Below are 18,752 nucleotides of genomic sequence, written 5' to 3'. Positions count from 1 at the left end.
CCTGATCCCTTCCCGAACTCAGAAGTGAAACCTCTTAGCGCTGATGGTAGTGTGGGGTTACCCATGTGAGAGTAAGTCATCGCCAGCTCATTATTCTAAACACCCCCGTTCTAATGAATGGGGGTGTTTCTTTATTGCGATAAAAAAATCTAAATCCCCGACTAACTTTAGAATGAATTATGATATAAATCACATTATTTAGAATGATAACAAGAGTATTAATCATGAAATTTTCAGAATTTAAAATATTTTCCTTTATATTGGCTACAACACTGAGTTGTAGTTGTATATATGCTAATGAAACTGTGAAAAGTTTGTATAGTACAAAAGCTTTTTTAAATATTTGTGTAAGTTCTAGAGGAAATCCAGAATTAATAAATAAACAAGCAAAAAATATGGGATTTATCCAAATGCCTAATGAATATGCTGCGCATTTTTTAAAAGATTATAATGGTCATGCTTGGATGATAAGTTCTTCTGAAGGAAAATTTTTTATTACTCAACTCGATAATGGCGTATGTTCATTATTTATAAATAAAGGAAATTCAACTGAAATTCAGAAGAATTTAGAAAACTGGCTACCTCCAGAATCTACGGGCCTAACTTATAAAAAAGAAGTATTTAAAGATAAGAATTTGACCACAACAAATTATATTATTTCTAAAAATGGGAAGCCTTTAGAGACATGGATATATACTAGTTCATCTGAAAAGAATGCTTCATTAGTTGCGGTTATTTCCCATCAAATGAATTAATTAAAGCAATGTGAAGTAGAGAAGAGCCAATTTTGATTAATAAAGGGCTCTTCTAAAATAGATTACTTCAGTTGTCTACGCGCATGCTTTAGAGCAGTTCGAAGACCTTCTTCTAAAGTCGGATGATAAAAGGGTTTCTCTAGAATATCATTTAGCGTTAATTCTTCACCGATTATCCAGCTTAATAAATGGGCCATATGTTCAGTTGCTTCTGTAAATAGCTCAGCACCTAGAAGCTTTTGGCTTTCCCTTTCTATATAAACTTCAATAGCACCTTTATTTTTTCCAAGAACTATAGCTCTTCCTTGTCGTTCATAAGAGGCTTCGCCTGTAATAAAATCTATACCTTCATCTTTTAGCTGTTTATAACTTTGACCTACGATCGCCATTTCAGGATGGCTAAACACAACTCCTAATGGAGTAAGGGTCTTAACTGAATTAACCTGTGGATAATTTAAACAGTTATAAACAACTTTTTTACCTTCATGAGCTGCTTCATGCTGTAGTGGTGTTGAGGTGTAAGCATCCCCAACAATAAAAACTGGATATGTATCTAGCTGCTTAGTTTTAGCATTTACAGGTAATAACTTAATATCTTTGAATGAATTATCAATATTTTCTAGTTTTAAAGTATCAATTAAACTTGTACGGCCAGTTGCAGCTAAAACATATTCAACTTTGAGAGTTTTCTCTGTTTCATCAAGTTGGTAAGTTAATACAGCATTTTCCTGACTGCATTTAACTTCACTCGGTAAAGTCTCGAATAGAATTGTTAATTCTTTTCCTAGCTCTTTTTGAGCAAGCTGTTGAAGTCTAGAACTGGTTAGGATTCCAATTCGTTTACTGCGAGCGAAGATTGTTGTTTCTACACCTAGGCGATGCATAGCTTGTGCGATCTCAAGAGCGATTACACCGCTACCAATTACAGCAATAGATTTAGGAAGTGTTTTTAACTCAAATATTTGGTCTGTTGTTATAAGCCGGTTTCCTAATTCTTGCTTCCAAATTTGATCATAATTAGGAGTTGAACCAACCGCTAGAATAAAACTTTTTGATTTATACTGTTTTCCGTTAACTTCTACAGTTTGTGCATCAATAAAATATGCTTTGCCAGAAATTTTATGCTCAGTCGGCCATTGATCTACATCTTTTAAAGTTGCTTGTGTAAATCTGTCACGTAAAGTTTGTACATGCTGCATTACTTGATCAGTATTAATATTTGCAGATACATCTAAAGCAACCTCTTGAGCATTTTGAATGTCAAACATACGGTTTGCTGTAGAGATGAGAACTTTACTTGGCATACAGCCTACACGGGCACAAGTGGTATCCCATGGTCCATCATTTATAATTAAAATATTGTTGGTATGTTTAACGGCTTCTTTGTATGCGCTAATACCAGCAGTACCTGCGCCAATGATAATAATATCGAACATTATAAATTCCAATATCTATAAGTTTTCACTTAATAAGTTACATAATAAAACACAATGTAATTTATGTTTACAGAGTATGGTGAATATGATTACACTAATAATATAAATAATTAAAAAATCTTATACCTTTAGGAAAGATTGGGGAAATGAAAAGTATGTATAAAAAACAACTTACCTTAAAGTTGTCGGCTATTGCTGTGTCAATTATGTTAGCAAGTTGTGGTGGGGGAGGCGGTGATGGCTATTACCAAAATGGTTCATCAAATAGTAACTCATCATCTGGAAGTAGTAATAGCGGATCTCAGCAAGCGACTGCTACAGCTTTAAAGATAGAACTAGATAAATTATCAGTTGCTGCAACGAATGATACTTTAACTGTTACTGTTAGAGCTTTAGATAAGAATAAAGGCGGTGTTGCTGGTGCTAATATCACTTTGGAATTAGATGATCCAACAAATAACGTATCTATAGAAGGCGTATCTACTCAAACTACTGATGCGGCAGGTAATGCTATATACATTATAAAAACACCAAAAACATCGAGTTCGATAAATGAGTTGGTGAAAAATGGTTTTAAATTAAAAGTCTCTACGAATAATGGTACACTTACTCAAGAACAGACAGTGACAGTAACAGGTAGCAACAGTACTGTCGAAGCTGATACTACGAGTATTGTATTGTTTGATGCTACAAAAACCTCTCTAAATGTTAGAGGTGATCAAACAACCGTCACATTAACAGCTGTAGATGCAAATGGTGCAACTTTAGCAAACCAAGCGATTACACTTAAAGTTAGAAATTCAGTTTTAAATGGTGTCAAATTTACTCCTAATACGACACAAACTGATGCAAATGGTCAGATCACCTATACTTTATCTTTTAGTGAAAATCAAAGAACTTCATCATATAGTGCTGCTCAGTTCGTAACAGATGATCTTGTTTTAGAAGCAAACTTTGGCCAATCTACAAAAATTTATACTTATAAACTTGATGTGGTTAATTCTGATGTACCAGTAGCAGTAGGCGCTATTGCCGTAGCATATAATCCGACCACAATGGAAGATTCAAGTGATGGAGTCTACTACTATAAAAATATTTCAGTACAAGTGACTGATGTGGATGGTAAACCGATACCCAATCAAGATGTAGTCATGGGCGTTAATGCTCTTGCGTATTATAAGGGGCGATATGGGTTTGTTGATACTTCTAATCCAACTGATGGTAAACCAGATGAATATCTTCCTGTTATTAGAACAGCCTGTACATCACCAGTCCAAGCTGTAAATGTGAATGGGGACGTTATTAATCAATTAAAGCCGCTTAAAGAAAATTCTACAGTCCAAGTTGTATCGTATATCAACAGTGCAGGTACCGCTGCAACCAATAATAAATATACGACAGATGCAAATGGACGTTTTGATCTTAAAATTCAATATCCTAAAATTTATGCATCATGGTTAACTGTTCAGTTAACTGCTAAATCTACAGTTTCGGGAAGTTTAATTAAAGGATCTACATCTTTAACTTTAGGTTATCTATCGAAAGATGTTAATCTTACTGATCTTAATGGGCCAAATATAGAAAGCCCATATGGAATAGATCCAAATTGTTCAAATGGTAATTAATATAAAAAGAAGCAGCATTTAAGCTGCTTCTTTTTTTAGAGTTGTGTTCCCATACTAACTCCTACGGTAGGTCGGACCTGCATAGATGAGCATGCACTAAGAATAAGACAACTGACCAATAAAAATATAAGTTTATTCATAAGAGAACTGAGAAATTTAATGTGATTTTAATACTTTAGCTGAAAATTATTTATATATCTGTTGAGTTGATACAGTTGTATATATTCTTTTTATTAATAAAAGCTCTACTTTTTAGGAAAAATAGAGCTTCTCGTTGGCTCATTCAATAATTTAATCGTCTAATAAATCCATTTGTTTTGCTAATTGATATAGATTATTTGAACGGTTTCCTGTGCGGCAGAACATCAGCACAGGTTTTGGCAATTCATTATAATGATTAGCAAAAGTACGTACATCTAGCTCAGTAATCTGTCCAGCTACAACAGGTTGATAAACATAGTCTAAGCCTACTTGACGTGCTGCTTCTTCAATCTGAGCGCTTGTAGGTTGTTCTGGGCCGCCTTCCATATCTGGTCGGTTATTAATAATAGATTTAAATCCTTTTTCTACAACTTGGCCAACGTGTTCTGGACCAATTTGACCTGCGAAACCAACATTATCTGACATTTCGTCACTCCAAAATTTAACAAAACCTCTTATGCTGTATCATAGCATTAAGCTTAACCTGAGATACAAGACACTAAAACGTTGTTCCTACATAGATAAAACTTATGTCATAGAACAGCTCTAGATTTTTAAAAGGCGATCAGGATGTTTTTTGTAAATTCATTACTTCGACCATAATGCCACGGAGCACATATGCACGCTTATACGGTTGAGCCTTTATATGTTCCATGTGATCAGGAAATGATCGCAGCTGACTTTTATATTCCAAAAACAAATAATAAATCTGCGGTAATTATCATGGCGCATGGTTTTGCCGGATTGCGTCAATTTAAACTCATTCAGTATGCCCAGCGATTTGCACAAGCAGGTTACGCTGTTATTTTATTTGATTACAGATATTGGGGCGGTAGTACTGGCAAGCCTAGAGAAATGGTCTCTATCAATTTACAATTAGAAGATTGGAAGACAGTGATTCAGTATGCTTCGACTTGTAAACTTGTAGATAACCGAAGGATTGTGCTTTGGGGAACTTCTTTAAGTGGGGGATATGCGCTAAGCCTAGCTTCTGAGTTAAAGAATATTCAAGCAGTTTTAGTACAAATTCCATATGTAGATGGCGCTGAAACTGCCAAGCTCTATCCTTTACAGCGTTATCCCCAAGCATTAAAGCTATCGAGTCAGGATTATATGGGATCAAAGATGGGGCTTAATCCAAAGCGATTACCTGTTGTTGATCAACATAACCTATGCTTTATGCCTACCGCAGATAGTTATTATGGCTATTTATCGATTGTAAATCCTGACTATTATTGGAGTGGGGAAGTCCCAGCTCGTGTCTTCTTTAATCTGATGCGCTACCGTCCAATTCAAGTTGTGCGCCAGATTAATATTCCTGTTTTATTTATTGCTGCTCAAAAAGATTCGCTTATTCCTATTGAGTCAAGCCGTGAAGCTGCGACAAATATTGCGCCTTTTGTGAATTATCATGAATGGGATATGAAACATTTTGATATCTATCACGGTTCATGGTTTGAAAAAGCAGTAACAACCCAATTAGAATTTTTACATCAGCATATAGGAGTGATGTAAATGATTATTGTATGTGCATCGTGTGGTGCTAAAAACCGAGTTCCAGAAGAAAAACTTCCGGAGCAACCAAGCTGTGGGCAATGTCATCAGCCCTTACTACCGCTTGTACCTATTGAGTTAAATGAGCAAAATTTTAGTAACTACATCACGAATAGTGATCTACCTATTCTTATAGACTTATGGGCAGAATGGTGCGGACCTTGTAAAATGATGGCTCCACATTTTGCGCAGGTCGCAAAACAAAATCCAGGCGTTATCTTTGCCAAGATTAATACCGAAGAATCTCCTCGCTTGAGCCAAGCTTTTCATGTGAGAAGTATTCCGACACTTGTCTTAATGAATAAAACGACAGAGGTCGCGCGTATTAGCGGTGCATTACGTGCGCCTGAATTGCAACAGTGGCTCGATCAACAACTTCAAACGAATTTCGGGAGCTAAGGTGTCAGAAGCTTATACCAAACCAGAAGGAATTTTATCCTTACAAACGATTGCCATGCCAGCAGATACAAACTGGAGTGGTGATGTATTTGGTGGATGGATTGTGTCACAAATGGACTTGGCTGGAGCAATTCACGCAGAACGTTTCAGTCGTGGTCGCTGTGCTACGATTTCTATTAATCAAATGACCTTTTTGGTTCCGGTAAAAGTTGGCTTTGTCATTAGCTGCTATACCAAGATCTTAAAAGTTGGAAATACTTCTATTCAGATGCAAATTGAAGTTTGGGATAGTCATGATGACTCTCGTGAACCAATACGCATTACTGAAGGAGTTTTTACCTTTGTAGCAGTAGATGTAAAAGGTAATAAGCGTCAAATACCTGAAGAAGCGAAACAAAAGTTTTTGGAAACTCAATAAGAATCAGAAAGCCTGAATATTAGTATTCAGGCTTTAATCTTTATTCAAAAGAAAAATGAGTTTTTAGAAATTAAAACATCGTATTTGTATTTTTGCTTTGCTCAGGAATATTTTGTATTACATCCCAATGCTCTACGATTTTTCCATTTTCAACACGGAATATATCAACAATCGCTCTTCCTCGATCTTTTTCATTTTCAGTCGAATGGACATGTAAAACGACAAGATTACCTTCAGCAATCGCACGTTTAATCTCATTTTTAGCTTGCGGATTCTTTTGGAATTTTTCAGTGAAGAAATTAACGAAAGGTGCTTTCCCATCTGGAACATTAGGATTGTGCTGAATGTATTGTTGACCAATATAGCGGTCTGCATATTCTTTAACTTTATGTTTTAAAAAGACACCTTCATAAAAGTCGGTCACTATTCTTTTGTTTTGAGCACTTACTTTATCAATAGCTTCTGATTTAGCCGAAGTTACTTTACTGGTTTTAATGCTGGGTTCAGTCGCGTGAGCCGTTATTGTTGTAAATATTAAACTGGTAAATAAAGAGGAAAGAATTAATATTTTTTTCATTTTTAACCTCAAGATACAAAATATTAGTTTTATATCTTGAGGTAAATAACCGTCTAAAAATACTTTAGATTAGTTATTATTTCTTACGTTTAGGTAACCATGCCCAGAGCATTTGGCATTGAATTGGTTCATTGCCTGCATCATCAATCACAGTAACAGGAATCACAAGTTCGCCTTTCTCATTATCTGCAATAAACTTTTGTTGTTCAACAGACAATGTTGCTGTAGCAGTCAAACCGCCTTCAACCACTTTTAAATAATCTACATGTAATGATTTGATTAATAAAATTCGATTATCGGGAATATGTAAACCGGTTAGAAAACCTGTTGCAGTTTCTGCTAAAAGAGCCATAGCCGCAGCGTGGACGCCTTTAATATGATTCTGCATATTTTTTTGGTTATCTAAACGGACAGTAACGTGGTTTGAGTCTACTTCCAGATAGCGGATATTTGCTGTACCCACCATTGGTACGATACGACCAAACGCCTTGCTCCAAAGCGTGCTCCGAATGCCTTTAGGGAATTTTGAAGTTGCTTTTACCAGTTTTGATAGACGGTTGGATTGAGACATGGGATTACCTTAGCTTTAAATGGCCGACAAGATATTAATCTTTAAAGTTATTAAACTGTAATGGCACACCGAATTGTTGTTCACGTAAAAAAGTCATGACTTGTTGTAAGGTGTCACGCTTTTTATCAGTCACACGAATTTTGTCGCCTTGAATAGAAGATTGCACTTTAACGCCACTTTCTTTAATGGCTTTATTAATTTTTTTTGCAGTATCAGAGTCAAGACCATCTTTAAGTTTAATGACTTGTACAAAGTTTTTGCCTGAAGCCGCAGCTTTTTGTGGATCAAGTGCTTGAACATCAATTTTACGTTTATAAAAATGATTTTCTAACATGTTATAAACTTGTTCACACTGGAAATCACTTTCGGTACTGATTTTGATTTCTTTATTTTTTTCATTTAATTCGATAGAAACATCGTGACCACGGAAGTCAAAGCGTGTTGCAATCTCTTTTTGTGTGTTTTGTACAGCATGATTAACTTCAAATAACTCTAATTCAGAGACAATATCGAAAGAAGGCATAGTTTAGACCTTTACAAAGTGAAAGAATATTTGAGATGCTAAGAGGGTTTTCTTCATTTGCCAAGTGTTGTTTACATCAAAGGAGTGCACAATGATCCGTAAACAAGAAATTACAACATTTGAATTCCCAGAAAATGCTGTTATCTGGGATGTCCGTGATACTAATGCTTATGCAGAAGGGCATGTTAAAGGTGCGGTGAATCGCCCAATTAATGATTTGAATGCTGATATTTTGAACCAGGTCTCTGCGGGTCAGCCGATTTATATTTTATGTGGTGGTGGTAGCAAAGCTCCTCGTGCAGCTGAGAAACTAGAAGGATTGGATGCCTCGCGTGAATATGTCGTGCTGATGGGCGGGACACGTGCAGCTCGTGATGCTGGCTTGCCTCTAGAGCAGGGCGCATAAAAAAAGCACCTTCGGGTGCTTTTTTATTGAAGTGAATTATTGCGGTTTAAAATAAGGCTTTTTAGGTTTCACTTTCTTTTGGAACCGTTGAGGATTCAATTTTTGTAATAAGTGGTCTGGTACTGGACAAGCTTCTCCTAACATTTGAGCAACTAAGATTTCACTGCACAGCGGGGCAAATAAGAACCCTTTAGAGCCAAGCCCAGCAAAAGTAGCAATTCGGCTATTGTCCTGCATTTTTCCAACCAGCGGAAAATAATCCAAGCTTTGTGCCCGTATGGATGCACGCCCTTGCCATATCGAAGGTGACGGTAACTTTTCAGCATATTCAGGGAATACGTTGTGGATTAATTCAAAGTTATGTACATGATCTTCGGGAAGTACATCTTGATCTTCACGATTTGGGTAGAAAGACGCACCTAAAATCATCAGCGAGGCATCAAGTTGCATGCAATAGCCGCCATAGCTATAAGCTTCATTTAAAGGCAGGGGAGCAAACGTATTATCAACCCAGCTCACTTGTCCACGTATTGGTTTTAACTGTGGATAGCTGTCAAATAAAGCAGCACTTTCTCGAGCACAGCACACAACGACATGATCTGCTTCTGCAATAATTTGATTGTCGGTGTGCAATTGAACTTTATTTTCAGAAGAAACAAGTGCTGTGACATGGGCAATTTTGAGATTGATACATGGATGCTGCAAAATTTCATCACGTAATTGATGTGGTGAAACGGAACCAGCCTCAGTTAGTAATATGCTTGAGTAATCAGTTTCAAGTGAGCTCACTGAGTTGGTAACAACTTGAGCTGGATACTGATTTACCAAATCTAGAAGTTCTTCTGCATTTTTCAATGCAATTTGTTGAATTTGAAGTGGACGGAATGCATTAAAATTTTTATAAAAATTTAAAGCATGTTGCCAACTTAAGGTCATGAGATGTTCATGACTTTGTTCAATTGGGCATAGTTTCGGATTAAGTAATGCCAAAGGATTTCCAGAGGCACCCAATAGTGCCTTGGTTTGCTCGTATAAGGTCACTTGGTGGCCACGTGCTGCAAATGCCCACGCCGTGCTTAAACCTGCTACACCAGCCCCTATAATCGCAATATGCTGTTGCTCTGTAGCCAATGTATGAGTTTGCCCTAATTCTGTGGAACCTTCATCAGATTCAGGCAGATTCCAGACTGCTTTGAGCATTTCTCGTTTATGGCCAAAACCACGTGGACGAGAAATATCAATACCATGTGCTTTGAGTCCACGTTTTAGAATGCCAGCAACACTAAAAGAGGCAAAGGTAGTGCCATAACCTGAAAGACGGACAATATTATTTAAAACATTTTGTTCCCACATGTCTGGGTTACAAGATGGTGCAAAGCCATCTAAAAACCAGGCATTCACAGCTTTAGTTTTAGCCATGCTTGGGAAAATTTCTTGCGCATCTCCAAGCCATAAATCGATGCTAAAACGTTCTTTAGGAAAAGTTAAACGATGACATCCAGCAATAGGCAGGGGATATTGTTCAATTAACTGCTCTGCAAGTGGTTTAAGTTCATCCCAGACATTTAAAGCGCGAATAAGATCAGCTTTACTTAATGGAAATTTTTCCACGCTAATTGCATGTAAATGGCTTTGATTATCAGGACGAACTTGCCGCCAAAGTTGCCAGAGTGCAAGAATATTTAAACCTGTACCAAAACCGGTTTCTCCTACACTGAAATATTCAAAATCTTTTAGATTAGCTAATCGTTCTGATAAGTCATTACCATTTAGAAAAACATGTCGTGTTTCAAGTAGGCCATTATCTTTAGAGAAGTAGACATCACCAAATTGTTTAGAAATGGGAATCTCGATACCATCGACAAATTCCCAGTCCAGCTCTGCTGTTTGGATACGGTTTGATACGTTCATTGAATTTAATAGATCGCTTGGTATTACCACTGGCGTCGACGTTTTGTATGAATATAACTAGCAATAAAGAAACCTAGCAATACACCACCCGCTAAGGTAACAGCGCCATATAAAAACATTTGCGCACTTCGTTCGCTTTGTAAGACTTGAACCTGAACAGAGAGATTATCATTTTTTAGCTGTAACTCTTGGTTCTGGGCCAATGCTTCAAGGTTGGCATGTTCTAGCTGTTTTAAGCGAGATGCTTGATCTTGAACCAGGGCTTTGATTTTTGCGTCTTGCTGTTGCTTGTTCTTTGCGAGCTGTTCTGCTGTAAGTGGTTGTGTTGCAGTTGGTGCTGTCGTCGCTGCAGTTTTGGCTCCAGTTGAAGATGTTGGAGCTGGTTTAGCGGCTTGAGTTGAAGGCGCACTTGGGGAAGGAGTTGCTGGTGTCGCAGCAGGTTCAACTGCTCCAGCAGTTGAACATATCAAACACAAGCCAAGAAAGCTTTTGATTGCAAGCTGCATGCGATTACCCTTTTGGAAATGCTTTATTAAACGGTTTTACATCAACGTGAGCATAAATGCCTTCTTTAAGAAATGGTTCTTCTTTTAACCATTCATCTAATGCTTCGCGACTGTCGAATTCAACAATCATGGTGCTACCATAGAAGCCTGCTTGCGGATCATTAGGATCTTTTGGCATAGCACCCGCTGTAACAAGGCGGCCTTCATCATCGAGTTTTTGTAAGCGTTCGATATGCTGAGGGCGTACTGCCAAGCGTTTTTCTAAAGTTCCTTCGTTATCGGTACAGCTTAGAACAAAAAAAGGCATGTAATCGTATCTCTATAATCAATCAGGAAGCATTTTAAGCATCTGGTGACTTAAAATGTTTGCGTAAAATAATGAACTGAATAATGATAAATGAAAACATCACGATCATGTCACCAAATGCAGTAAATTCGCCCCAATATTTTCCACCGTGAAATAAAAACGCGAAGAATATATGCAGACAAGACATCACGACAAACATCGCAGCCCAAGCAAAATTGAGGTTTTTCCAACCTTTTTCACTCAAATCTAAAATCGGGTCAAATAAGCGTTGAATGAGTGGTTTACGATCTTTACCAAACCAAGGTGAAATCAAGAATGCGCCTGCAAAAACTAAATTTAAAATCGCAGCTTTAAGACGAATATAGAAGTCGTCACTTAACATGAGGGTGATACCACCAAAAATGACAGTCATAAACAATACAAACCACTGTTGTTTGTCAAGACGGAATTTTTGGAAAACGAATAGGGCACCATATACCACAAGCATTGAAATAATTAATCCAGTCGTCGCTACAAGAATATTATTATTATCGGCACCACCAGCAGACCCGATCAGTTTGAGTAAAGGATGCTGGGTGTCAGTTGGATCAACTGTTTTATATAAATAGAAGAAAATAATTAATGGAACAAAGTCCAGAAGTGCTTTCATGTTAGAGTATCTGATCAGGTTTGGCGAATGGCATAGTATAAAAGATGCAAGGCATAGATTTACATACACATAGCAATATTTCTGATGGAACTTTGTCTCCGGAATTACTGGTGCAAGCTGCTATAGATGTGAACTTGCATACATTGGCTTTGACTGACCACGATACAATGGATGGGTTACAGCGTGCAAAAATTGCTGCACAAGGTCATGATTTAAATATTATTTCTGGTGTAGAGATTTCTAGTCAATGGTCGCGCCCAACCACTAAGAAGAGTTATGGTGTACATATTGTTGCTTTAAATATGCAAGATGAAGCACCAATTCTAGAAGCATTAGAACAACAAAAAAGAATTAGAGCGCAAAGAGCTAAATTGATTTGTGAGCTATTAGAAAAATGTATTGGCTTTCAGATTTATGATGATGTTCTTGCTAAAGTAGAACATCAGGCGGATAGGATAACAAGAACTCACATTGCTAAAACATTGGTCGAGAAAAATGTCGTGACTCGTCCTCAACAAGCATTCGATCGTTTCTTAAAAGAAGGAAAACGTGCTTTTGTAAAGTTTGAAGGACTAGGCTTAAAAGAAACGATTGATGTGATTCATCAAAGTAAAGGCTTCGCAGTATTAGCACATCCGACCCGTTATGATTTATCTGCAACTAACGTTCGTTATTTAATTGAATTATTCGCGACATCAGGTGGAGATGCAATTGAGTTACCTCCACCAATGGAACCTCTATCTACTCGCCAGATGATTGATCGAATGATTGAACAATATCAGTTGGCAGTTTCAATTGGCAGTGATTTTCATGGTGAAAATATGCCATGGATTAAACTCGGAAATACGCCTAAACCCACTGATAAGCAGTATGGGATTTGGGAACGTTTTGTTTAAACTTTTTATAGTAAGTTGTTATCTTGAGCCTGAATTGGCGGTGGGGTAGGTTTACCGAGAGTCCCTAATAGTTCAATCTCGATACTACGTACCATTGCATCTAGCGGTAAATCATTACTTTGAGTACCGAAGGGCTCTTCAATTTCAGAGCTTAGCGCATCTAGACCTAAAAATGTGTATGCCAAAATTCCGACGAGTAAAGGTGTTGCTAATCCAAGCAATGAACCCAGACTAAACGGCAACATAAAACAGAAAAAATAGACTGTGCGGTTAAGTAAAACTGAATAAGCAAATGGAATAGGTGTATTGGCAATTCGGTCACAGCCAGTTTGTACGACGCTTAAGTCGGCAACATTCTTATTCATTTGTGCATAAATGATGTCAGAAATTTCGCCTTCTTTAAGTGCCTGCAACAATTCCCAGTGAATGAGACTGAGCGTGTACTGAGGGGCATTATTTTGTTGGTAGAGTTGAGTGAGTGCTTGCTGACTCATACCACTGGTTTGAATCAACTCAGTTGGGTTCGCCGTCTGACGACGTAAACGGTCACGCAATACATTAGCAAAAACAATCACATGTTGAATAACACGCTCACGGCGAGCTTGAGTTAAAATACGGCAGTCACGGTCAAAATGGCGTGAAGTTGCGATTAGAACGCCCCATAATTTTCGGGCCTCCCACCAACGGTCATAACACGCAGTATTTTTAAATCCTAGGAAGATTGAAAGTACGACACCAATGAGCGTGAAGCCAACCAAAGGAATCTCTGGAAAGCGATAAAGATTGATGTACTCCACTCCACCAATGATTGCCGAGATCAGCATCACAACGCCTAGGGATGGCAAAATTTTGGGTAAAATTGTGCCTCGCCAAGAGAATAAAACTTTGAAAATACTAGGCTGTTCCCGAACAATCATTTTATTTTAAACGTCGCTATTTTTGTTTTGATCTTCTAGGCTTAGTGGTACTTTGTCAATATCATTGAAATGATATTGTTGCTGGGTTGAGCAGTTGTTGTTCAGCAAAGGAAAAGCTCCCTTCTGGTGAGATAATAAAATGGTCAAGCAAACGAATTTCGACAAGCTGACAAGCCTGTTCAAGTTGCTGAGTTAAGGCAATATCTTCGGAAGAAGGCTGCGCTGAACCAAATGGATGATTGTGTGCAATAACGAGCTGGCAAGCATGTTGCTGTAAGGCGTAGCGTAGGGTTTGATTGACCGAGACTGCGCAATGCTGAACTGAACCAAAGAATAGCTTTTTAAAATGAAGCTTTCTTAATTCGGGATCTAGGCACAAAACAGCAAAGACTTCTTGTTTTTCGCCTTTTAATTCATAACGCAGATAATCCAAAACTAAATCTGATGAATGAAGGCTGATATTATTTGTCTGGAAGTGATGATCGAGATAACGCCGTCCAAGTTCTTTGACTGCCAGTAATTGTGAATATTTCGTTGCCCCAATGCCATTAAATTGAGTTAACTCACTAAATGAGGCATCAAACACGGCATTAAGATTACCGAAGTGCTGAATGAGTAAACGAGATAACTCGACTGCTGAATGTTGCCTTGAACCTGAGCGAAGAAAAATCGCGAGTAGCTCAGCATCTGATAAACTTTGTGGACCTTGTTGTAATAACCGTTCTCTTGGCCGTTCTTGTTCAGGCCAATTTTTAATAGAAGTATTCATATTCCCCAGCATTATTCGCTTAAAATTTTATTTTGTTTGCCCAATCAATCTTGGGTCTGCGCGTATTTAATGCTATTGTGAGCGCCACTGCAACAGAAAGGTATCCTGTTCGTGAGCTTTGATCTAAGTGTTATTCCTCATAAAAACATTGTTTTAGCTGTTACTGGCGGAATTGCTGCCTATAAAAGTGCTATCTTAGTCCGCCGCCTCAAAGATTATGGCTTTGACGTGCGAGTGGTGATGACACATGGTGCTCAGGCATTTATTACACCACTAACTTTTCAGGCTCTTTCTGGTAATCCTGTTCATACTGAACTTCTAGACCCTGCGGCTGAAGCGGGTATGGGACATATTGAATTAGCACGTTGGGCTGATTTATTACTAGTCGCACCTGCAAGCTGTGACACATTGGCTAAATTTGCGAATGGTTTGGCAGATGACTTGCTCAGTACAGTTTTTTTGGCAACAAAATCTCCTGTCTGGGTAGCTCCGGCGATGAACCAGCAAATGTGGGCTGCTAAAGCTACACAACGTAATTTGCAAACCTTGGTCGAAGATGGCGTGCATGTGATCATGCCGGATGCGGGTGAGCAGGCTTGTGGTGATGTTGGCTTAGGCCGTATGCCTGAGCCAGAAGAAATTGCTCGCCAAGTCGCTGGCTATTTCCATCAAGCTCAACGTGCCATCGCTGAGAAATTTGGGCTGTTGGCAGGTAAGCGAGTAGTTATTACTGCTGGGCCAACACGTGAAGCGATTGACCCTGTCCGTTATATCTCAAACCATAGTACTGGAAAAATGGGCTTTGCTTTAGCCGCTGCTTGTTATGCTGCTGGCGCGCAAGTGACTCTGATTGCGGGACCTGTAAGTTTAGATACGCCTAATGGTGTTCAACGTGTAAATGTTGCCTCAGCACGACAAATGCTCGATGTCAGTATGAGTTCACTAGAAACAGGCTGCGATATTTTTATTGCGACTGCGGCAGTTGCAGACTATCGCGTAGCAGAAGTTGCTGAGCATAAAATTAAAAAAGCAGGGGATGAGTTGAATGTTTCCCTTGTCAAAAATCCGGATATTGTGGCAACAATCGCAGGTCAGGAAAAACGTCCATTTATGGTGGGCTTTGCAGCCGAAACGCAAAATGTTGAAGAATATGCGGCAGGTAAACTTGTTGCTAAAAAATTAGACATGATTGCGTGTAACGATGTATCACGTGCTGATATTGGGTTTGCTTCTGATGAGAATGCGATGACAGTTTTCTTTGCTGAAAGCTATCACATGAAAAAGCGTGAGTTGGAGAAAGCATCTAAACAGGAAATTTCTCAACAATTGGTTGAAGCTATTTCAGATGCATTACGCCGTAAATAATTTTTGAATCAAATAAAAAAAACCGCGAATGAATCGCGGTTTTTTTTATTTGTCTTGTTTTAGACAGCTTAAGGAATTTCATCCTCAAATTCAGGCTTAACCTGAACAATGAAGTCTTGACGGTTAAGACCACGCCATAATGCAAATGCAGTACCGATATAAATCGAAGAATAAGTACCGACAAATACACCAACAAACATTGCCACAGAGAACCAGTGTAGACCATCACCACCTAAGAACATCATAGCTAGAACAACCAGCAATAAAGTCATTGATGTATGAATGGTACGACGTAAAGTCTCAGTTAACGCAATATCGACGATTTCACGAGGAGTCGCACCGCGAATTTTACGGAAATTTTCACGAATACGGTCTGACACTACAATGTTATCGTTAAGCGAGAAACCAATAACAGCAAGTACCGCAGCTAACACTGTAAGGTCAAATGGCCATTGGAATAATGCAAAAGCACCAATAATAATGATGATGTCGTGGAATAAAGACATTACGGCACCCATCGCGAGTTTAAACTCAAAGCGAATGGTTACGTAGATCAACATTAAGATAAGTGCAAGTGCAACGGCACCAGCAGAACGGACATAGAGTTCATTACCAACTTGACCACCAACAGAGTCCACTTTATGAACTTCGGCAGCATTATTTGGTAACTGCACTGCTTTAGTAATCGCATTACTAAGGTCTTCAACCTTAACTTCTTGTACTGGCATACGCACAAGTAAGTCTTTATTACTACCTAAGGTTTGTACTACAGCATCTTTAAAACCAGCTTTATCGAGTGCCTGAATAACTTCAGACTGATTGGCTGGTTGAGCATAGTTAAGCTCAGCTGAAACACCACCTGTAAAGTCCAAACCGAGGTTAAGACCTTTAGTCGCAATAAAGAAAATACTTGCCAAAGTAATAAGGATCGAGAAGATCGCCGCAGGTTTGGCAATCTTCATGAACGGGATGATTTTTGCATCATCCGGACGACCATATTGTTTTGAATCTTGTTGAGTCACTTTAGTCATCATCGATCTCCTTAAATGCTCAACTTTTTCAAATTACGACGTTTGCCATAAATGATTTGTACGATTGCACGAGTTACTGTAATTGCAGTAAACATCGAACAAATAATACCGATCATTAATGTCACGGCGAAACCTTTGATTGGGCCTGTACCAATTGCAAACAGAATGAATGCAACGAGGAACGTGGTTAAGTTCGAGTCAAAAATGGTGTTATAGGCTCGATCATAACCGGCCACAATGGCCTGTTTGGGTGAGGCCCCCCAGAGCATTTCTTCTCGGATACGCTCACATATCAATACGTTCGCATCGACCGCCATACCAATGGTAATAACGATACCGGCAATACCCGGTAAGGTGAGGGAAGCTCCAATCCATGACATCACAGTTAAAATCATTGCCAAGTTAAACACAAGAGCAAAGTTCGCGATTAAACCGAATACGCGGAAGAAAACCACCATCCAGATTGCAACGAGCAAGAAGCCGATTTGAGTAGACAATACACCTTTATCAATGTTTTCTTGACCAAGGCTTGGACCTACTACACGCTCTTCAACAAAGTACATTGGCGCAGCCAAAGCACCAGCACGAAGCATTAATGCAAGTTCAGATGCTTCTTGAGGAGAACTTAAACCGGTAATACGGAAAGTCGAACCTAAAACAGCTTGAACTGTTGCTGCATTAATGACTACAGACTCAGTATATGGCGTACGAACTTCTGTTTGTGCACCAGTTTTTGGATCTGTGACATAGTTAATTTTTTGCTTGTTCTCGATGAACAATACCGCCATGCGTTTACCAACTGCATTACGGGTTGCATCGGACATTAGCTTACCGCCAGCGCTGTCGAGCGTGATATTTACTTCGGCACCGCCAGAGTCCTGACTAAAGCCAGAGCTTGCATTTTGAACACGCTCACCAGTCAAGATTCGGTTACGTTGCAACAAGAGTTGACGACCACTATCTAAAGACTCATAAGCAAAAACTTCTGTGCCCGGAGGTAAAGGTTGACCATTATATTTACCCGTATATGGATCGATATATTGATCATTTAAGTCAGAAACTAAACGGAATTCGAGGTTCGCAGTACGCCCTAAAACACGTTTAGCTTCAGCTGTATCTTGTACACCTGGTAATTCAACAACAATACGGTTGCTACCCTGACTTTGTACCAATGCTTCTGCAACACCAAGTTCGTTAATACGATTACGTAATGTTGTTAAGTTCTGATTTACCGCATATGACTGAATTTCTTGGCGACGTACATCAGTATAAGTAAGCTTTAAAGTAGAACCTGTAGAGCTTGCTAATGCCTGTTGGGTATATTCATTCCCATTACGACGTAAAAAATCCATTGCTGCATCACGGTCAGCATTGTCAGCAAATTGAACAGTGATCACATTATTTGTTAATGCAAGACTGTTAAATTTGATCTTGTTTTCACGGAACTGACGACGCAAATCGGTGGCAGAGGTTTCCATACGTTGGGCAACGGCTTTGTCCATATCTACTTCAAGCAAGAAGTGGACACCACCACGTAAGTCCAAACCAAGTTTCATTGGTTTTGCCCCAATCTTTTGCAGCCATTCCGGTGTGGTTGGTGCAAGGTTTAGGGCGACAACATATTCATCACCTAAGTCACGACGTAATACTTCTTTTGCCTTTAACTGTGCTTCAGATGAACTGACACGCAATAGGGCAGCATTATTTGTAAAAGTATTGTCATGGCTCGCAATATTTGCTGTTTTTAAAATTTGCTCTGCTTTTTTCACCACACTTTGATCAATTTGGGTACCAGCTTTGGCACCGGAAATTTGAACAGCGGGCTCATCCGGATATAGACTCGGCAGTGCGTATAATGTACTGATTACCAGAACAACCAGAATCAGTAAATATTTCCATGCAGGGTAACGCATTCGCTTTCTTCTTAAATGAAAAA

At 38.7% G+C, this 18,752-nt stretch carries 21 protein-coding genes and 1 rRNA gene; 9 read left to right on the top strand and 13 right to left on the bottom strand.

From position 1 onward, the window contains the following. Positions 1-88 (top strand): 5S ribosomal RNA (gene rrf, locus WBW42_RS04525); the annotation flags it as partial. A 136-nt stretch (positions 89-224) separates the two neighbouring features. Further along, positions 225-755: an NMCC_0638 family (lipo)protein gene (locus tag WBW42_RS04520; RefSeq protein WP_032057792.1), complete on the top strand. Its 531-nt coding sequence runs from the start codon at positions 225-227 to the stop codon at positions 753-755. Between the two features lie 62 nt (positions 756-817). Here WBW42_RS04520 and WBW42_RS04515 read toward each other — a convergent pair whose 3' ends face one another. Then, complete coding sequence (locus WBW42_RS04515) at positions 818-2,191, bottom strand: dihydrolipoyl dehydrogenase (RefSeq protein ID WP_032057793.1); 1,374 nt, start codon at positions 2,189-2,191, stop codon at positions 818-820. 146 nt (positions 2,192-2,337) lie between these two features. On the opposite strand from WBW42_RS04515, the gene WBW42_RS04510 reads away from it, so the two are divergent. Continuing rightward, a complete protein-coding gene (locus WBW42_RS04510; protein ID WP_032062606.1) occupies positions 2,338-3,816 on the top strand; it encodes an Ig-like domain-containing protein in 1,479 nt (492 codons plus the stop codon). A 291-nt stretch (positions 3,817-4,107) separates the two neighbouring features. Here WBW42_RS04510 and WBW42_RS04505 read toward each other — a convergent pair whose 3' ends face one another. Next, a complete protein-coding gene (locus tag WBW42_RS04505; RefSeq protein ID WP_002116083.1) occupies positions 4,108-4,443 on the bottom strand; it encodes a protein tyrosine phosphatase family protein in 336 nt (111 codons plus the stop codon). A 192-nt stretch (positions 4,444-4,635) separates the two neighbouring features. On the opposite strand from WBW42_RS04505, the gene WBW42_RS04500 reads away from it, so the two are divergent. The 3 genes from WBW42_RS04500 to WBW42_RS04490 are packed head-to-tail and all read left to right on the top strand — an operon-like array spanning position 4,636 to position 6,388. Beyond that, positions 4,636-5,532 (top strand): alpha/beta hydrolase, encoded by an 897-nt coding sequence (locus tag WBW42_RS04500; RefSeq protein WP_032056731.1) that lies wholly within the window; start codon positions 4,636-4,638, stop codon positions 5,530-5,532. After that, a complete protein-coding gene (gene trxC / locus WBW42_RS04495; protein ID WP_032056730.1) occupies positions 5,533-5,970 on the top strand; it encodes a thioredoxin TrxC in 438 nt (145 codons plus the stop codon). Between the two features lies 1 nt (position 5,971). After that, positions 5,972-6,388 carry an acyl-CoA thioesterase gene (locus tag WBW42_RS04490; protein ID WP_002116010.1) on the top strand — a complete coding sequence of 139 codons (417 nt, stop codon included), beginning with the start codon at positions 5,972-5,974 and terminating at the stop codon, positions 6,386-6,388. A 70-nt stretch (positions 6,389-6,458) separates the two neighbouring features. On the opposite strand, the gene WBW42_RS04485 is transcribed toward WBW42_RS04490, so the two are convergent. The 3 genes from WBW42_RS04485 to WBW42_RS04475 form a co-directional block, all read right to left on the bottom strand. Continuing rightward, entirely contained in the window at positions 6,459-6,965 is a 507-nt protein-coding gene (locus tag WBW42_RS04485) for a nuclear transport factor 2 family protein (protein WP_032056729.1), read from the bottom strand. 76 nt (positions 6,966-7,041) lie between these two features. Continuing rightward, complete coding sequence (locus tag WBW42_RS04480) at positions 7,042-7,536, bottom strand: DUF4442 domain-containing protein (RefSeq protein ID WP_014207651.1); 495 nt, start codon at positions 7,534-7,536, stop codon at positions 7,042-7,044. A 34-nt stretch (positions 7,537-7,570) separates the two neighbouring features. Beyond that, on the bottom strand, positions 7,571-8,059 hold the full coding sequence (locus WBW42_RS04475; RefSeq protein WP_002051423.1) for a YajQ family cyclic di-GMP-binding protein: 489 nt from the start codon (positions 8,057-8,059) through the stop codon (positions 7,571-7,573). A gap of 91 nt (positions 8,060-8,150) precedes the next feature. Here WBW42_RS04475 and WBW42_RS04470 point away from each other — a divergent pair, with 91 nt between their 5' ends. Continuing rightward, entirely contained in the window at positions 8,151-8,465 is a 315-nt protein-coding gene (locus WBW42_RS04470; protein WP_002116171.1) for a rhodanese-like domain-containing protein, read from the top strand. Between the two features lie 36 nt (positions 8,466-8,501). Here the strand turns inward: WBW42_RS04470 and mnmC are convergent, their stop codons facing one another. From mnmC to WBW42_RS04450, 4 genes are read right to left on the bottom strand one after another with little or no spacing between them, the layout of a single operon-like run. Beyond that, on the bottom strand, positions 8,502-10,376 hold the full coding sequence (gene mnmC, locus WBW42_RS04465; RefSeq protein WP_032056728.1) for a bifunctional tRNA (5-methylaminomethyl-2-thiouridine)(34)-methyltransferase MnmC2/FAD-dependent 5-carboxymethylaminomethyl-2-thiouridine(34) oxidoreductase MnmC1: 1,875 nt from the start codon (positions 10,374-10,376) through the stop codon (positions 8,502-8,504). A 23-nt stretch (positions 10,377-10,399) separates the two neighbouring features. Beyond that, positions 10,400-10,882 carry an SH3 domain-containing protein gene (locus tag WBW42_RS04460; protein WP_032056727.1) on the bottom strand — a complete coding sequence of 161 codons (483 nt, stop codon included), beginning with the start codon at positions 10,880-10,882 and terminating at the stop codon, positions 10,400-10,402. Positions 10,883-10,886: 4 nt separating this feature from the next. After that, positions 10,887-11,189, bottom strand: coding sequence for a YciI family protein (locus tag WBW42_RS04455; protein WP_002116400.1), 303 nt, complete (start codon positions 11,187-11,189; stop codon positions 10,887-10,889). A gap of 34 nt (positions 11,190-11,223) precedes the next feature. Further along, positions 11,224-11,838 carry a septation protein IspZ gene (locus tag WBW42_RS04450; RefSeq protein WP_032056726.1) on the bottom strand — a complete coding sequence of 205 codons (615 nt, stop codon included), beginning with the start codon at positions 11,836-11,838 and terminating at the stop codon, positions 11,224-11,226. Between the two features lie 44 nt (positions 11,839-11,882). Between WBW42_RS04450 and WBW42_RS04445 the strand changes: the two genes are divergently transcribed. Then, positions 11,883-12,734, top strand: a complete 852-nt coding sequence (locus WBW42_RS04445; RefSeq protein ID WP_032056725.1) for a PHP domain-containing protein — start codon at positions 11,883-11,885, stop codon at positions 12,732-12,734. A 5-nt stretch (positions 12,735-12,739) separates the two neighbouring features. On the opposite strand, the gene WBW42_RS04440 is transcribed toward WBW42_RS04445, so the two are convergent. Together WBW42_RS04440 and radC are read right to left on the bottom strand one after the other, a co-directional pair. Beyond that, positions 12,740-13,651, bottom strand: coding sequence for a bestrophin family protein (locus tag WBW42_RS04440; protein ID WP_005064169.1), 912 nt, complete (start codon positions 13,649-13,651; stop codon positions 12,740-12,742). Between the two features lie 61 nt (positions 13,652-13,712). Further along, positions 13,713-14,432: a RadC family protein gene (radC, locus tag WBW42_RS04435; protein ID WP_080776814.1), complete on the bottom strand. Its 720-nt coding sequence runs from the start codon at positions 14,430-14,432 to the stop codon at positions 13,713-13,715. Between the two features lie 99 nt (positions 14,433-14,531). Here radC and coaBC point away from each other — a divergent pair, with 99 nt between their 5' ends. After that, on the top strand, positions 14,532-15,785 hold the full coding sequence (gene coaBC / locus WBW42_RS04430) for a bifunctional phosphopantothenoylcysteine decarboxylase/phosphopantothenate--cysteine ligase CoaBC (RefSeq protein ID WP_002116235.1): 1,254 nt from the start codon (positions 14,532-14,534) through the stop codon (positions 15,783-15,785). 68 nt (positions 15,786-15,853) lie between these two features. Here coaBC and secF read toward each other — a convergent pair whose 3' ends face one another. Beyond that, a complete protein-coding gene (gene secF, locus WBW42_RS04425; RefSeq protein ID WP_005804728.1) occupies positions 15,854-16,819 on the bottom strand; it encodes a protein translocase subunit SecF in 966 nt (321 codons plus the stop codon). Between the two features lie 8 nt (positions 16,820-16,827). Further along, positions 16,828-18,729, bottom strand: coding sequence for a protein translocase subunit SecD (secD, locus tag WBW42_RS04420; RefSeq protein WP_002116237.1), 1,902 nt, complete (start codon positions 18,727-18,729; stop codon positions 16,828-16,830). Positions 18,730-18,752 lie beyond the last annotated feature (23 nt).

The organism is Acinetobacter sp. LT1, from assembly GCF_059800965.1.
This window is presented reverse-complemented; position numbering and strand designations above follow the sequence as displayed.

Excerpts from the sequence above, each read along its gene's own strand:
- WBW42_RS04480 (WP_014207651.1), bottom strand. The coding sequence starts at position 7,536 with ATGTCTCAATCCAACCGTCTATCAAAACTGGTAAAAGCAACTTCAAAA.
- WBW42_RS04440 (WP_005064169.1), bottom strand. The coding sequence starts at position 13,651 with ATGATTGTTCGGGAACAGCCTAGTATTTTCAAAGTTTTATTCTCTTGG.
- mnmC (WP_032056728.1), bottom strand. The coding sequence starts at position 10,376 with ATGAACGTATCAAACCGTATCCAAACAGCAGAGCTGGACTGGGAATTT.
- WBW42_RS04485 (WP_032056729.1), bottom strand. The coding sequence starts at position 6,965 with ATGAAAAAAATATTAATTCTTTCCTCTTTATTTACCAGTTTAATATTT.
- WBW42_RS04450 (WP_032056726.1), bottom strand. The coding sequence starts at position 11,838 with ATGAAAGCACTTCTGGACTTTGTTCCATTAATTATTTTCTTCTATTTA.
- WBW42_RS04445 (WP_032056725.1), top strand. The coding sequence starts at position 11,883 with ATGCAAGGCATAGATTTACATACACATAGCAATATTTCTGATGGAACT.
- WBW42_RS04515 (WP_032057793.1), bottom strand. The coding sequence starts at position 2,191 with ATGTTCGATATTATTATCATTGGCGCAGGTACTGCTGGTATTAGCGCA.
- WBW42_RS04500 (WP_032056731.1), top strand. The coding sequence starts at position 4,636 with ATGCACGCTTATACGGTTGAGCCTTTATATGTTCCATGTGATCAGGAA.
- secF (WP_005804728.1), bottom strand. The coding sequence starts at position 16,819 with ATGATGACTAAAGTGACTCAACAAGATTCAAAACAATATGGTCGTCCG.
- WBW42_RS04475 (WP_002051423.1), bottom strand. The coding sequence starts at position 8,059 with ATGCCTTCTTTCGATATTGTCTCTGAATTAGAGTTATTTGAAGTTAAT.
- WBW42_RS04510 (WP_032062606.1), top strand. The coding sequence starts at position 2,338 with ATGAAAAGTATGTATAAAAAACAACTTACCTTAAAGTTGTCGGCTATT.
- WBW42_RS04520 (WP_032057792.1), top strand. The coding sequence starts at position 225 with ATGAAATTTTCAGAATTTAAAATATTTTCCTTTATATTGGCTACAACA.
- WBW42_RS04505 (WP_002116083.1), bottom strand. The coding sequence starts at position 4,443 with ATGTCAGATAATGTTGGTTTCGCAGGTCAAATTGGTCCAGAACACGTT.
- WBW42_RS04460 (WP_032056727.1), bottom strand. The coding sequence starts at position 10,882 with ATGCAGCTTGCAATCAAAAGCTTTCTTGGCTTGTGTTTGATATGTTCA.
- WBW42_RS04455 (WP_002116400.1), bottom strand. The coding sequence starts at position 11,189 with ATGCCTTTTTTTGTTCTAAGCTGTACCGATAACGAAGGAACTTTAGAA.
- trxC (WP_032056730.1), top strand. The coding sequence starts at position 5,533 with ATGATTATTGTATGTGCATCGTGTGGTGCTAAAAACCGAGTTCCAGAA.
- radC (WP_080776814.1), bottom strand. The coding sequence starts at position 14,432 with ATGCTGGGGAATATGAATACTTCTATTAAAAATTGGCCTGAACAAGAA.
- WBW42_RS04470 (WP_002116171.1), top strand. The coding sequence starts at position 8,151 with ATGATCCGTAAACAAGAAATTACAACATTTGAATTCCCAGAAAATGCT.
- secD (WP_002116237.1), bottom strand. The coding sequence starts at position 18,729 with ATGCGTTACCCTGCATGGAAATATTTACTGATTCTGGTTGTTCTGGTA.